This is a genomic window from Flavobacterium sp. SH_e (genome assembly GCF_025717045.1).
Lineage (GTDB): Bacteria > Bacteroidota > Bacteroidia > Flavobacteriales > Flavobacteriaceae > Flavobacterium.
In genome coordinates this window covers 1-14,750 of the sequence record NZ_JAOVZN010000009.1, presented here as the reverse complement: position 1 = coordinate 14,750, position 14,750 = coordinate 1, and the positions used below count along the sequence as shown (strand labels likewise).

The 14,750-nt window shown below is 32.9% G+C and carries 9 protein-coding genes; 5 read left to right on the top strand and 4 right to left on the bottom strand.

The window, feature by feature from the left end; genetic code table 11:
• Positions 1-94: 94 nt before the first annotated feature.
• Entirely contained in the window at positions 95-1,153 is a 1,059-nt protein-coding gene (locus OD917_RS21050; RefSeq protein WP_263525358.1) for a helix-turn-helix domain-containing protein, read from the bottom strand.
• A gap of 196 nt (positions 1,154-1,349) precedes the next feature.
• Here OD917_RS21050 and OD917_RS21045 point away from each other — a divergent pair, with 196 nt between their 5' ends.
• The 3 genes from OD917_RS21045 to OD917_RS21035 all read left to right on the top strand — a co-directional run bounded on the left by OD917_RS21045 (position 1,350) and on the right by OD917_RS21035 (position 6,771).
• The gene (locus OD917_RS21045) at positions 1,350-4,784 is read left to right on the top strand and encodes a hypothetical protein (protein ID WP_263525357.1); all 3,435 of its coding nucleotides are present in this window, start codon (positions 1,350-1,352) and stop codon (positions 4,782-4,784) included.
• Positions 4,785-4,847: 63 nt separating this feature from the next.
• Entirely contained in the window at positions 4,848-5,402 is a 555-nt protein-coding gene (locus OD917_RS21040) for a hypothetical protein (protein WP_263525356.1), read from the top strand.
• A 289-nt stretch (positions 5,403-5,691) separates the two neighbouring features.
• Positions 5,692-6,771 carry a glycosyltransferase gene (locus OD917_RS21035; RefSeq protein ID WP_263525355.1) on the top strand — a complete coding sequence of 360 codons (1,080 nt, stop codon included), beginning with the start codon at positions 5,692-5,694 and terminating at the stop codon, positions 6,769-6,771.
• A gap of 146 nt (positions 6,772-6,917) precedes the next feature.
• Here the strand turns inward: OD917_RS21035 and OD917_RS21030 are convergent, their stop codons facing one another.
• The 3 genes from OD917_RS21030 to OD917_RS21020 all read right to left on the bottom strand — a co-directional run bounded on the left by OD917_RS21030 (position 6,918) and on the right by OD917_RS21020 (position 10,353).
• Complete coding sequence (locus OD917_RS21030; protein ID WP_263525354.1) at positions 6,918-8,228, bottom strand: OprO/OprP family phosphate-selective porin; 1,311 nt, start codon at positions 8,226-8,228, stop codon at positions 6,918-6,920.
• A 163-nt stretch (positions 8,229-8,391) separates the two neighbouring features.
• Entirely contained in the window at positions 8,392-9,477 is a 1,086-nt protein-coding gene (locus OD917_RS21025) for a sensor histidine kinase (RefSeq protein ID WP_263525353.1), read from the bottom strand.
• 192 nt (positions 9,478-9,669) lie between these two features.
• Positions 9,670-10,353 (bottom strand): response regulator transcription factor, encoded by a 684-nt coding sequence (locus tag OD917_RS21020; protein ID WP_008465097.1) that lies wholly within the window; start codon positions 10,351-10,353, stop codon positions 9,670-9,672.
• Positions 10,354-10,596: 243 nt separating this feature from the next.
• Between OD917_RS21020 and OD917_RS21015 the strand changes: the two genes are divergently transcribed.
• Positions 10,597-13,371: a TonB-dependent receptor gene (locus tag OD917_RS21015; protein WP_263525352.1), complete on the top strand. Its 2,775-nt coding sequence runs from the start codon at positions 10,597-10,599 to the stop codon at positions 13,369-13,371.
• Positions 13,372-13,577: 206 nt separating this feature from the next.
• Complete coding sequence (locus tag OD917_RS21010; RefSeq protein WP_263525351.1) at positions 13,578-14,705, top strand: hypothetical protein; 1,128 nt, start codon at positions 13,578-13,580, stop codon at positions 14,703-14,705.
• The last annotated feature ends 45 nt before the right edge of the window (positions 14,706-14,750 follow it).

The following is a 14,750-nucleotide window of genomic DNA, read 5'->3' as shown; positions in this document are numbered from 1 at the left end:
TTGACTTTGATGAAACAAAAGTCAGTTCTTAATCCTATTATAAGGTCGTCAAAAACGAAATCAGGAGTACGGATTTATAAATTCGAACTGTATTTTAGGGCTGCAAAACCTGAATTTGGTAATTAAGAGGTGTTGTCCCTTTGTGTTTTTTGAATGCGGCAAAAAAAGTTGATTTAGAATTAAAACCAACATCGTAACCAACAGATTCTAAAGTCAATTTATCTGATGAAGCAATAATTTTACAAGCTTCATTGATTCTAAATTCATTTACAAAACTGGTAAAATTCTTTCCTAGATTATTATTTAAAAACTGAGACAGTTGATGGCTCGAAATATTTATTTCCTGAGATAAATCTTGAAGCGTCAAATTCGGATTTTTATACAATACTTTGTCAAACATTGCATTTTCTAATTTTTCAAACCACATTGCAGCTTCTGCCGAATCTATTTTTTTATTCGAAATCTTTCTGTTCAATAAAAATAAATCGTCTGTTTTTTTTCGGTATAAAAGAATCGAAATTCCTAAATATAAAATGAATGAAAAAACAACCGCTCCACTTATATAGGTTGCTGCGGAAGCTCCCATAATTGCCAAGAAATAAAATAGAAATAAAAGAAAATTTCCAAAATAAAGCATTGAGAACCACATTTCGGCTGGAGTTATTTTTTCTTTTCTGCTAACGATTTTTTTCAAAACATTACGAAGTTCAAAACCTGCAAATACGATATAAACAAACCATTGAAAATAAATGATTCTTATAAAATAGCCTCCCCAAAGTTTTGGATACACTTCGTACGGATATAAAACACCAACTGCCACGATTAGAGTTCCCCAAAAGGCCAATATAAATTTCCACGATTTAGGCATTATCTGAACTTCATCAACAGCAGATTTTACGAAATAATACAAACAAGGCCCAATGAAAAAACAAGCTGTAAGTCCAAATTGGAGATACATTTTTGGCAGTTCTGGATGGAAATAAACAAATACCGATTTTGCGATTCGAATACTTAACGCGAACAAAAGCGCTCCCAGAAAATAATTCGTCAGATGTTTTTTCTTGGTAAAAAAGAAGAAATAAACGCCGAGAATAATTCCGTTGAAAGCTCCTAAAGCACTAAAAAAGAATAAAAGTTCTTTGCTAGTATCCATAATGTTAGTTCGTTATATCCAAAACAAAGCTAAAAAAAAGATTTTCTAATTATGAGAATTCTGCTTCAATTATTTTTTATTTTACAATTTAAAAAGCAGATAATCATCATTAAAAAACTTCATTTTTCAATAAATAAAAGCGTCGTAATTTCTTGATTATAAATACTACTTTTGACATTTTAGAGTTAAAGTATTTATGTTGAAAAAATTGCTGTTTTTGACGGTTTTCTTCTGTTTTTCTGTGCTTCAGGCTCAGGACACAGAAACGCTGTATAAAACCAAAAAAGTAATCGCTTCAAAAGATACCATCCGATTAGAAAAAGTCGCTATTAACTCTGGATTTTTTCAGATTTTAAATACCAAAAATGAGCCAATCGATTCGACTTTCTATAAAGTAGATTTTCAAAAAGGCTTTCTGCTTTTAAATGAAAAATTCCAATCGGTTTCTGATACTTTAATTGTCAATTATCTTCAATATCCCGATTTCTTAACCAAAGAATATAGCCTTTACAAAGCAGATCAAATGGTAAGCAGCGATGTTGGAACCGAAAAACTCTATCGAATAGATAATAATGCCAACGCTAAAAAAGCAGCTCCTTTTGACGGTTTAAATACTTCAGGAAGTATTACTCGCGGAATTACAGTCGGGAATAATCAAAGTACGGTTTTAAACTCCAATTTAGATCTTCAAATTACGGGGAAAATTTCAGACAAAGTTAGTTTGAGAGCCTCACTTCAGGATAGCAATATTCCGCTTCAGGATGGTGGTTATTCCCAAAAATTGGATCAGTTTGATAATATTTTCATGGAGCTTTTCAGCGATGATTGGAACATTCGCGCCGGCGATGTCTTTTTAGAAAATAGAAAAACACAATTTTTAAGTTTCAATAAAAAGGTTCAGGGACTTTCTGCAAGTTTTGATTTTGATAATGAAAAAAGTAAAACCAATGTTTTTGCTTCGGTGGCTTTTGTAAAAGGCCAATATGCCAAGAGTACTTTTACTGGACAAGAAGGAAATCAAGGTCCGTATAAATTAAAAGGCCAAAATGGCGAATTGTATGTGCTCGTTATTTCGGGTTCTGAACGTGTTTATGTAAATGGAGTTTTGCTAAAACGCGGTGAAAACAATGATTATGTTATTGATTATAATGCAGGAGAAATTGTTTTTACTTCACTTTTTACAATTACTTCTGAAATGCGTATCAATGTTGAATATCAATATTCTGAACGAAATTATAACCGATTGGTTACCTACGCTGGCGCAACACACGAGAGTAAAAAATGGAGTTTTGGCGGATATATTTATTCTGAAAATGATATGAAAAACCAGCCTTTACAGCAAAATCTTTCTACAGAACAAGTTGAGATTTTAAGTCAGGCCGGAGATGATACAAATTTAATGAAAGCGCCTTCTGCTTACGAAGATACTTATGCCGACAATAAAATTTTGTACAAAAAGATACTTGTCAATTCGGTAGAAGTTTATGAATATTCCAATAATTCGGCTGATGTTTTATATAATGTAAAATTTAGTCTGGTTGGTGCAAATGCTGGAAATTATATTATTCAAAATAATAATTCTGTTGAGCGTATCTACCAATATGTTGAGCCTATAAATGGCGTTTTGCAAGGAAATTACGAACCAATTGTACAACTTGTCCCACCAATTAAACTTCAGGTTGCGACATTTTTAGGAAAATATAATCCTGACGAAAAAACTTTAGCAGATTTTGAATTGGCAGTAAGCAATAATGATCAAAACTTATTTTCGGGAATTGATGATGCGAATAATACAGGAATCGCTTTTAAAACCAATCTTAAAAAAAGGCTCTTTTCTAGAAGCTGGAATTTGGACGCTTTTGCGAATTATCAATTTGTACAAGAGAATTTTCAATCGGTTGAACGTTTGTATAATATTGAATTTAATCGTGATTGGAATTTAACTGGTACACTTTTAGGAAATCAAAGTCTCTTGGTAACGGGTTTAAATTTTGATTTATTTGCTCAGAAAAAAAATGCTAATATTGGTTTATTGACTTATCAATTCGAGAAATTAGATTATAGCGAAAGTTATTCTGGTTCTAGACATACCACAAATGCTTTGTTTAAAATTAAAAATTGGACGATCGAAAACAACGGAAGTTTCTTGAATTCTGATGCCACAGCTTCAACTTCAAAATTCATTAGAAACCAAGTCAGAACAAAATATCATTTTGGCAAAAATTGGATTGGCGGAACCTTTCAATTAGAAGACAATCAGGAAAAAGATAAAGTTACCAATCAGTTTTCGGCTTTAAGCCAAAGATTCTCAGAATATGGTGTATTTACTGGACGAGGCGATAGCACGAAAGTTTTTGTCGAAGTTGGTTTTCTGAAAAGAAGAAATGATAGCTTGCAAAACGGATTATTGCAACATGTAAATAATTCGCAAACCTATTATTTAAAATCCAAATTAATTCAAAACAAAAAGACCGATTTAGCTGTTTACGCGAGCTATCGAAATCTTGATTTTACTGACACTTCAAGACAAAATGAACCTTCGTTAAACTCAAGAGTTTTATATAATGATCGATTTTTTAACCAATTAATGCAAATTGGAACAACTTACGAAACTAGTTCAGGAACTATTGCGCAACAAGAATTTACCTATGTTGAAGTGCCAACTGGACAAGGAGTTTACACTTGGAACGATTATAACGGAAACGGTATTCAGGAATTGGAAGAGTTTGAAATTGCTGTTTATCAAGATCAAGCAAGATATGTAAGGGTCTTTTTGCCGAATCAGGTTTACATCAAAACGAACCAAAATAAGTTTTCGCAATCTTTAACTTTGAATCCATTGCAATGGCAAAATGAAAAAGGTTTCAAAAAACTGTTGTCATATTTTTATAATCAAACCTCTTTTCTAATGGATCGAAAGGTAAAAAGTGAAGGCGAAAAACTAGAATTGAATCCATTTGACTCATCCGAAGAGAATATTTTGGGATTAAATTCGAGTTTCAGAAACAGCTTATTTTTCAATCGAGGCAAGCAAATACATTCTGTTACATATTCATATTTAGTAAATAAAGGAAAAAGTCTGCTTTCTGTTGGTTCGCAACACGTAAAGAATTATTCGCATCAAATTCAATATACCCATTTGTATCAAAAAAGCTGGCTGTTTAATTTCTTTACCAAAACCATAAAAACGGATTTGGTTTCAGAAGATTTTGTAGAGAAAAATTATGATATAAAAGGATGGCAAATTGCACCTAAAGTCAGTTATTTATTTTCAAAAAACACTAAATTGGATTTCTTTTACGAGCTTCAAAACAAGAAAAACAAAATAGGGAATCTTGAAACTTTAGATCAGAACAGAATCGGGGTTTCTTTTTCTTATGCGGGAGAAAAGAAAGTAACGATAAATGGAGAGTTTTCTTTTTATGAAAATAAATTCAATGGAAACGAATTTTCATCAGTAGGTTTTCAAATGCTAGAAGGCCTTCAGGCTGGATCAAATTTGGTTTGGAAACTGCTTCTGCAAAAGAATATTACGTCTTTCTTGGATGTTAATTTAAATTACCAAGGCCGTAAAAGCGAAACAGGATCAACTATTCATACAGGAAATATTCAGCTTCGTGCATATTTTTGATGCGCTCCGAAAAAGATGACAATAAAATGTTTAATTTTAATTGAAATTTAAACATATGACCCTATGAAAAAATTAGTATTGTTCTGTTTAATGGTTGCTTTCTCTTCTAATTTTTACGCTCAGGAAACAACTGCAAAAACTGCGAAAAGCAAAACAGAAACTTCGGCGAAAAAAGCTAAAGCAAGTGCAGACAAAGCTTCGGCAGATGCGAAAAAAGAAGCAACGAAATCTAAAAAAGCAGCAGATGACGCAAAAACGGCTTCGTCAAAAGCGAAAAAAGAATCTGCGGATGCAGCAAAAAAGACTGCTGACAAAGAAGCTACAAAGGCAAAAAGCGAAGCAAAAAAAGCAACAGCAGAATCTGACAAAGCTAAAAAAACAGCAGACAAAGCAAAAGCTGATGCAAAGAAAACTACCGCAAAAGCTGATGCTACCAAGAAAGATGCAACTGCTGCGAAAAAATCGGCTACAAAGACTTTAAAAGAAACGAACGAAAAAGCACCAACTGTACCGGATAAAGTTACTGGAGAATACAATGGCAAAAAAGTATATACTGGACCAAGAGGCGGTAAATATTACATTAATAAAAATGGTAATAAAACGTATATTCAGGATTAAACTAAGGTGCTAAGATATTTACTTTGAATACTTCACTTAAAAACCGGACTTTCGTTCGGTTTTTTTATTATTCAAATTAAACTTACAAAATTTTTAGATTAAGTTAGTTTCTAAAGATCAAAAATCACTTAACATAGAGATAATCTTATTTACTAAAACAAAAATATTTTTGAAAGACCTCCTGAAATTCCTAGAGTTTTTCAATATATAGAGTTAATAATTTAGTAATGCCCTCGAAATAACATAAAAAACATATTTCTTTATCTTCGTTTTTAAAACGTGTTAAAAAATGAGCATAGATTATTCTGCGAATAAAACTATTTTAGTAGCTCCATTAAATTGGGGACTTGGACATGCTACTCGATGTATTCCTATTATTAAAGCGCTTCAGGAGAATAATTACATTCCGATTATTGCTTCTGATGGAGTTGCATTAGCTTTATTGCGAAAAGAATTTCCTTATATACAGACTTTAGAATTGCCTTCTTATCATATTGAATATGCAAAGAATGGTAAAAATTTTAAATGGAAGCTGATTAAAAATCTTCCTAAAATGATTGCGGCCATTTTGGATGAGAAAAAAATGATCAATAATTGGATCAAAAAACATGGAATTGATGGTATCATTTCAGATAACAGATTAGGGGTTTTTAGCAAAAAAGTGCCTTCTGTTTTCATGACGCATCAATTGAATGTCATGACGGGAAACACTACTTGGTTTACAAGTAAATGCCATCAGTATTTCATTAAAAAATACAATGAATGCTGGGTTCCTGATACTGACGAAACAGTAAATCTTACAGGAGATTTAGGCCATTTAAAATCCAATGAACTAAATTTAAAATACATTGGTCCGTTGAGTCGTATGAAGAAAAAAGATACTCCAAAAATATATGATCTCATGATTATATTGTCTGGACCTGAACCTCAGCGTACTTTTTTAGATGAAAAATTACAAAAAGAAACAGCAAATTATCCTGGAAAAGTTGTTTTTGTTCAAGGTGTTGTAGAAAAAACGCAAACCAAAAAAGAGGTTGGAAATGTAACCTATTATAATTTCATGAATTCCAAACAGCTGGAACAGACTTTTAACGAAAGTGAATTTGTTCTTTGCCGTTCAGGTTATACTACAGTAATGGACTTGGCAAAATTGGGAAAGAAAGCTTTCTTTATTCCCACGCCAGGTCAATACGAACAAGAATATTTAGCGATAAAACTTCAGGAAGAAAATCTTGTTCCTTATGCAATGCAAGACGACTTTACTATTGAAGATTTATCAAAAGTAAAATCGTTTAAAGGATTATCCCAATTTGAAAATAATATTGACTGGGATTCGCTATTTACTGTTTTTGAAGACAAAACTGTGTAATTGAACGCGTATGAAACGGATTTGCTATCACAAAGACGCGGATTAGGCGGATTTTATCGGCTGTTTTCCACTACAATAAAAAAACCTCCAGCTTTAGCTGGAGGCAATTCAAATTTTATATAAAAATCCGTTTAATCTGTGTCCTTTTAGAAGTTAAATTGTGCTTGTAATCTTAGTACATTTCCTTGTTGTCTGTTTATTGGAAGTGCACTATCTTCAAAAGTTCTGTCTGCTACTACGTATTCTGCAGTAAGTTCAAATGCTTTAATTGGCTGCCATTCGATACCAAATTCGTAATCTCTAACAACGTAGCTTCTAGCATCTTTTTCGTATTTTTTACCTCCATCATAATATTGAAATTTGGCGAAAGGATAAATACGTTGTTTTTTAATATCCCATTTATAATTTAACAAAACATAACCACCGTTCAAATCGGTTTTGTCGATTGTATTCGTTAGCGTATTGTATCGAGGTCCAGTTCCGATATTGTATTCAGTCTGGATTCCGAATGGTCTTGGGTATAATACAAAAGTTGCCCCAACTCTTTGATCTTTTACATATTGAGGATCATTAACAATTACTCCTGAAGAAACTTCTCCTGTAAAAGCCCATTTTCCTGTATAAGCCTGAAGTCCTGGTTCGATAATTTGGCTCCCAATAACAAACGGATAAGTTACTCTCGCTACAACATTTAAATCTCTATTTCCATCTAACTTATTTGCAATCTGACCGTTGTAAACCCCTAAAGCGAAAACTCCAAAATCTCCTGACCCTTTGAAACCATCTTTAACTAACATTTCAAAACGCTGTCTAATTTCTGCTGGAGCCCAGTAAAAGAATATTCCTAAATCACGTTCATTTAAGATTGAAGAGTTGATTGCATCGGCGCGGTCTAAAGTTAAACGCTGCGAACTTGACTGCATATTTTCAAATCCATATGGGATTTTACTTTGTCCAACACGAACGCGATATTCTTTTTTCTTATCAAAAGAAAGATCAAAATACAAGTCACGAATCTGCACGAAATTATTAATTCCGCTTGCTGGTGAACTTGCAAAATCGGGTTGAAAATAGAAGAATACATTTGGATGTACTTGTCCAGAAAACACTAGACGTGCACGGCGAATAAAAAGTCCGTTGTTTGCTTGTGCATCTGGAGCTGTAGAAGTTGTTCCCCAAGATCTATCACATTGTTCACAAGAAACTTTATCATTTGTAGAAAACAAACCATTATATCTAATTTGTGCATAACCTCTAAGAGAGATTCTATCGTACCAATGTTCTTCAACTCCTCCTCCAGATTTTGTCTCTGGAAGTTTAGCTTTGTTTATAGAATCTAAAATACGCATTACTTCGTTTTTTACATCCTGTTTATTCAGTTCTTGCTTATTTGTTTCCTGTGCATTGGCAGCACAAGCTAGCAGTATTAAAACAGCTAAAAGTTTTCTTTTTATCATTAGTTCTGTAATTCCCTTAATTTCAGGATGCAAAGATGGAGCACCTATGTTAAGAAATCATTAACCAGATGTTACTATAATAAAAATTTAATGTTACGCCCTAAATCGAAATGTTTATTTATTGTTAAACGCCTTTGTTTTAGGGCTTTCAGCAAAACTGACGTTACGATTTTTTAACGTCAGTTTTTGTTGTTTTATTTGCTTTTTCGAGTGTAAAAGAGAATTCAGAGCCAATTCCGAACTCACTTTCTACATAAACTTTCTCTTTATGAGCTTCAATAATATGCTTTACAATCGCTAATCCTAAACCAGAACCTCCTTCAGAACGAGTTCCGCTTTTGTCCACTCGGTAAAAACGTTCAAAAAGTCTTGGAATATTTTGTTTTTCAACACCTTCACCGTTATCACTGATACGTATTAAGACTTTTTTCTTGGTTAAGTTCACTACTCCAACTTCAGTTAGACCGCCCTCTTTTCCGTACTTAATAGAATTCACAATCAGGTTTTCTAAAACTTGCTGTATTCTGTCTTGATCTCCTCTAATCATTACAGACTGTACATTTTTACTTTCAAAAGCTAGTTTAATCTTCTTTTTGTCGGCTTTCATTTCAAGCAGTTCGAATACATTCTGAATTAATTCGACAATATCAAAATCAGTCATATTCAAATCTAAATCGCCCGATTCTAATTTGGTAATCATGTCCAAATCTTCCACTATATAAATAAGACGCTCTACTCCTTTTTCGGCACGTTTTAAATATTTTTTTCTGATATTTTTATCGTCCATTGCTCCGTCTAGCAAAGTTGAAACGTAGCCTTGAACGGTAAATAAAGGCGTTTTCAATTCGTGCGAAACGTTTCCTAAAAACTCTCTTCTATATTGTTCGCGAATTTCGAGCATTTCGATTTCGAGTTTTTTATCGGTCGCAAACTTTTTCACTTCGCGCGAAAGCGTCTCCATATCAGTATTAATTGGCTGATTGATTAATGTTGTTGATTCTAACAGCGAAACCTCATCGTAAATTTTCTTTACTCTTCGGTAAATAAAGCGCTCTACACGATATTGTAAAACCAGAAAAGAGAATATATAAATTACGATTATGAAAATTATTCCAAACGCAATTTGATGTTTTAATTGATTTTTATAAAATAATGACATTAACATCAGTACAAATGCCGTTGAAAAGAGACTGATATACAATGCCGATTTTATGGCAAATTTGTATGTTTTTTTAAAATTAATTTTCATTGAAATAATTAACCATTAAGAGATTATTTTTCACCATATAAGTGATATAAGTTCATTTTACTTTTGACTATAAATGACTTAGCACATGTAAACGCTATGTTTACATGTGCTAAATATACTATTTTTTAAAAAATACGAACAACAAATTAAATGAACTTATATCACCTATATGGTTCGAATTTTTATAGAATGTTAAACCTCAAATTTATAACCAACACCTTTTATGGTCTTAAAAAGATCTTCGCCTATTTTCTCACGCAGTTTTCTGATGTGAACATCGATTGTTCTTCCTCCAACCACAACTTCGTTACCCCAAACTTTATCCAAGATTTCGTCTCTTTTAAAAACTTTCCCAGGTTTTGAAGCCAACAGATAAAATAATTCGAATTCTTTTCTTGGCAAAGCAATTTCTACATTGCCTTTTATGATTTTGTATTCCTCACGGTTAATCTCGATTCCGCCTACATTTAGAGTATCTGTAACAACTTCTTGTTCTTTTAACCTTCTTAACAACGCCTTTACTTTAGAGACCAATAATTTTGGTTTAATTGGCTTAGTAATATAGTCATCAGCACCGGCGTCAAAACCAGCTACTTGAGAATAATCTTCACTTCTTGCTGTAAGGAATGTTATTATAACATTATTTAATTCTGGAATTTTTCTAATATGCTCGCAAGCCTCCATTCCGTCCATTTCTGCCATCATCACGTCCATAATGATTAATTCTGGCAGCTCTTTCTGTGCTTTTGCTATAGCATCTTTTCCGTTAGAAGCTGTAACAATCTGATAGCCTTCCTGAGCGAGGTTATAGCCAACGATTTCTAAGATATCTGGTTCGTCGTCAACTAATAAAATCTTAGTTTGTGTTTTTTTCATAAATAGCAAAAATTGAGATTTTTATATCGAAACTTCTTCATTAAACATTCGATATTTCTTATTTCACAGGGTAAATATACTAACAAAAGAACCTTTAAAAAATGGTGTTAACCGTAATTTAATCTCGTAACAATTTGATAATCTTAACAACACAAAAACATAACAAGTCCGTAACATGGACTTCACAGAGCGGTTCTTTCTTTGCACCAAAATATTAAGACACAAACACAACACTGAAAAAAAATGAAATTTAATTTAAGATTTCTCTTTATTGCATTATTTATCTGTACGATTTCGATCGCGCAAAACAAAGGTACGATTTCTGGAGTTCTGACTGATAAGGAAATGAACAACGACGCTCTGCCATTTGCTAATGTATTAGTTAAAGGTACAAATATTAGCGTAAATACCGACGTTGACGGAAAATATTCGTTAAGCGTAAATCCTGGAAGTTATACTTTAATTTTTAGTTTCCTTGGATATGAATCTGTAGAAGCTCCAGTTTCTGTAAAAGCAAACGAAACTGTAGTGGTTAATCAAGCTCTTTCTTCTGGAAGTTATACTCTTAAAGATGTAGTTGTAAAATCAGCGGCAGTAAACAAACAAAAAGAATCTGCATTATTATTAGATCAAAAAAATGCAGTTCAATTTAAAGCTGCTATTGGTGCTGAAGAAATTGCAAGAAAAGGAGTTAACGACGTTGCAAACGCTGTTGCTAAAGTAAGCGGTGTTTCTAAGCAAGATGATTCTGGAAATGTATTTGTAAGAGGATTAGGTGACCGTTATAACGTAACTACATTAAATGGTCTTCCGTTACCATCAAACAATCCTGCAAACAAAAATATTCTTTTAGAAATTTTCTCTACAAACATTGTAGACAACATTGGAATCAGTAAGACTTTTGAATCTCAAAACTATGCAGATTTCGGAGGAGCTAATATCGATATTAGTGCTAAAAAATTCAGCGGAAAACCTTTTGTTACTTTTTCAATTGGTACTGGTGCAAATACAAATGTTTTAGGACAAGATCATTTCTATCTTCAAGACGGACCAAGTTACACAGGATTTAAAAAAGTTGGCGTTCCTGATTCTCCATTGTTGCCATATAGCTATGGAACAAGCTGGGATAGACAAGAAAATAAAAATGTATTAAATGCTTTCTATACATTATCTGGAGGAAAGAGATTTACTATAAACGATGAAAGTTCGATCGGTACTTTTGTTACAGGATCTTTCAGCGCAAAAAACAAATACACTCAAGGTTACAGCAGAGGAGGAATTACTTCTGACGGAGATATCTTTTCTGACTTCGTAAGAACAGCTTACAAACATAGCACAACAACAACTGTTATGGGTACAGCTGATTACAAAATCAATAACAAAAACTCAATCTTCTTTACTTCTTTATTCTTAAATTCAAGTGATCAAGATTATAGTGAGTACGAAGGAACAAACCAGAATTTTGACGGTGGTGGAGACGCTCAACAACAAATTAGCGGTTTTATCAAACGTGGAACTTTTGAAAGAACTCAATTAATTGTAAACCAATTAACAGGAAAAAACAAATTCAACGATCAGTGGAATTTAAATTGGGGAGTAGGATACAGTATGTCTAACAGTGCTGTTCCAGATCGTATGCAAAACTCTTTTGTATATGCGCCAAATGCTATCGACTATACATTTTTCACTAATTCAAACATCAATAATCACAGATTCTTTCAGGACTTAAAAGAAAATGAAATTGCAGCAAATGTTGCTCTTTCTTATAACTTCAAAAAAGGAAGTGATGATACTTATAAAGGAAAATTAACTGTTGGTTATTCAGGAAAATTCAAAGATGTAGATTATGATATGGAACAATATTCATTCTTCCCAGACAGAACTACAGTTTCTTTCCCTAAAGAAGACATACACCATGTAGACAATTACTTAGATCCTGCACATTGGGGTTCATCTTATTCAAATAGAATTCACCAAATGTACACTGGAAATTTAGATATTAATGCTGGATTTGTTAACGTACAATATTCTTTGACTGAAAGATTGAGCGTAATATTAGGTGCTAGACTAGAACAATTGACTCAGAATGTTTTCTTTGTAACAACAACAGTTCCTGGTGGAGGAAATTCAAATGATTCGAAGTTTAACATTTTACCAAGTTTAATTTCGAAGTATACATTGAATGAGAAACAGAATTTAAAATTCTCTGCAAGTAAAACTTATACACTTCCTCAGTTTAAAGAAAAAGTGCCAATTATTTACGAAGATGTTGCACAAGCATACGAAGGAAATCCGAACTTATATGCTTCGACAAATTATAACTTCGATTTAGGATGGGAATTTTTCCCGAAAGCAAGTGAGTTAATTTCGGTAACTGCATTTGGTAAAATCATCCAAAATCCAATTAACGAAATGTTCTTGAACTCTTCATCAAATGATATTTCTTATGCAAATACAGGAGACAAAGGAACTGTAGCTGGAGTTGAAGTTGAGTATAGAAAAGATCTTTTTGAAATTGAAAAAAGTGACAATCTAAAAACAAAACTTTCTTTTGACGCAAACGGATCATACTTATACACAAACCAAGATCTAAGCAACGAGAAAGTAAACAATGAAAATGATTTTGGAGCTAACTTTACTTTTACATCAAGCAAATTAACTGGAGCTTCTAATTTCCTTGCCAATGCGAACTTATCATTCTTAAACGAGTTTTCAGAAAGCAAAGATATTTCAGCAACAGTATCTTACTCTTACTTCTCAGATAAATTAGCCGTAATTGGAACTTCAAGAGTTGGAAACATGGTGGATAAAGCAGTAAACAAACTAGACTTTATTGTAAACTCTAGCTTGACTAAAAACTTAAAAATTGGTCTTATTTACAACAATATTTTAAACCCAACTTTTAAACGTGTTCAAGAACAAGGAGAAGTACCAGGAAAAGAGTCTGTAGGTGATATCACTGTAACTTCATACAAAGCAGGTTCAGATCTTAGACTTACTTTGAACTATACATTCTAAAAAAGATTTTCTACAAGCATAAAAAGGTGATTAGCAAGCTGCTAGTCACCTTTTTTATTTATCAAAAGTCCAATGTAAATTTTATATTAACACATGCCATTTTTACCCCAATATACTTAATGCATTGTTAATATCGTCTTAACTCAGCAAAAACATACGTTCGTTTACTTTGCCTTGAATAAATAAAACAATAAAACACAACAAAAATGAAAAAAAGTTTATTTGCAATGGCTGCAATATTAGGACTTGCTTTAACAAGCTGTAGTTCTGATGACAATAACAACACGAACAATAGTTCTTTTGTTTTAAAAGTTGACGATTTAAAAGGAGAAATTAAAGACGGTACAGTAACTTTAGATCCTACTCAAACTTATACTTTAACAGGAGGTCTTATTGTTAAAGGTGGAGCTACTTTAGTTATTCCTGCTGGAACAGTTATTAAAAGTTCTGCTACTGCAGAATCAACTTCTTTATATATCGCTGTAGAGAGAAATGCTAAAATCAATATCAACGGTACTGCTGCTAAACCAGTTGTTATGACATCTGGAAAAGCATCTCCAGCTCAAAGTGACTGGGGTGGATTAATCATCGCTGGTAACGCTAAAGTAAACACTGGAGATAATGGTACTTCTGAAGTAGGTTCATTAAGCTACGGAGGTAATGATAATGCAGATTCTTCTGGAAATATCAACTTCTTGAAAATTTCTTACACAGGTTCTAAATATACTTCTGAAAAAGAATACAATGGAGTTTCTTTCTTCGGAGTAGGTTCTGGAACAATTGTATCTGACATCTACACTTTCGAAAGTGGTGATGACGGTATCGAATTCTTCGGAGGAGCAGTAAACGCTACTAACTTAGTAATCGTAAACTCTTATGATGATTCATTAGACTTTGCTGACGGATGGCAAGGTACTGCTACAAACGTATACATTAAAGGTGTTACTAAAGCTGGTGTTGAAGGATCTACTAACGCAAAAGATCCAAGTGGAGCTACTCCAATGACAAATGCTAAAATCAACAACATCTCTATCGTTAAAGGTGATGCTACTTTCTTAGCTGACGAAAAAGCAATCAACTACAAAGAAGGTGGTGGAAAACAAGCTTACACAAACTTATATGTTGCTGACGGAATGCCTGCTGCTTTAGCTAAAATATCTACAGATGCTGGTGCAACTGCAAATATCGCTGCTGGTAACTTCACTATCACAAACTATACTTTTGGAGCTTCTATCACTGATTTTACAGGTCCTAAATTATCAGGAACAACTACTGGTGCAACTGGTGCTGGTGCTGGTGCTGATTTACCAACTTGGGCTAACTGGACTAAATAATAAAAGTTAGATTCTAAAAAATAGAAAAGCTGTCTGAAATATTTC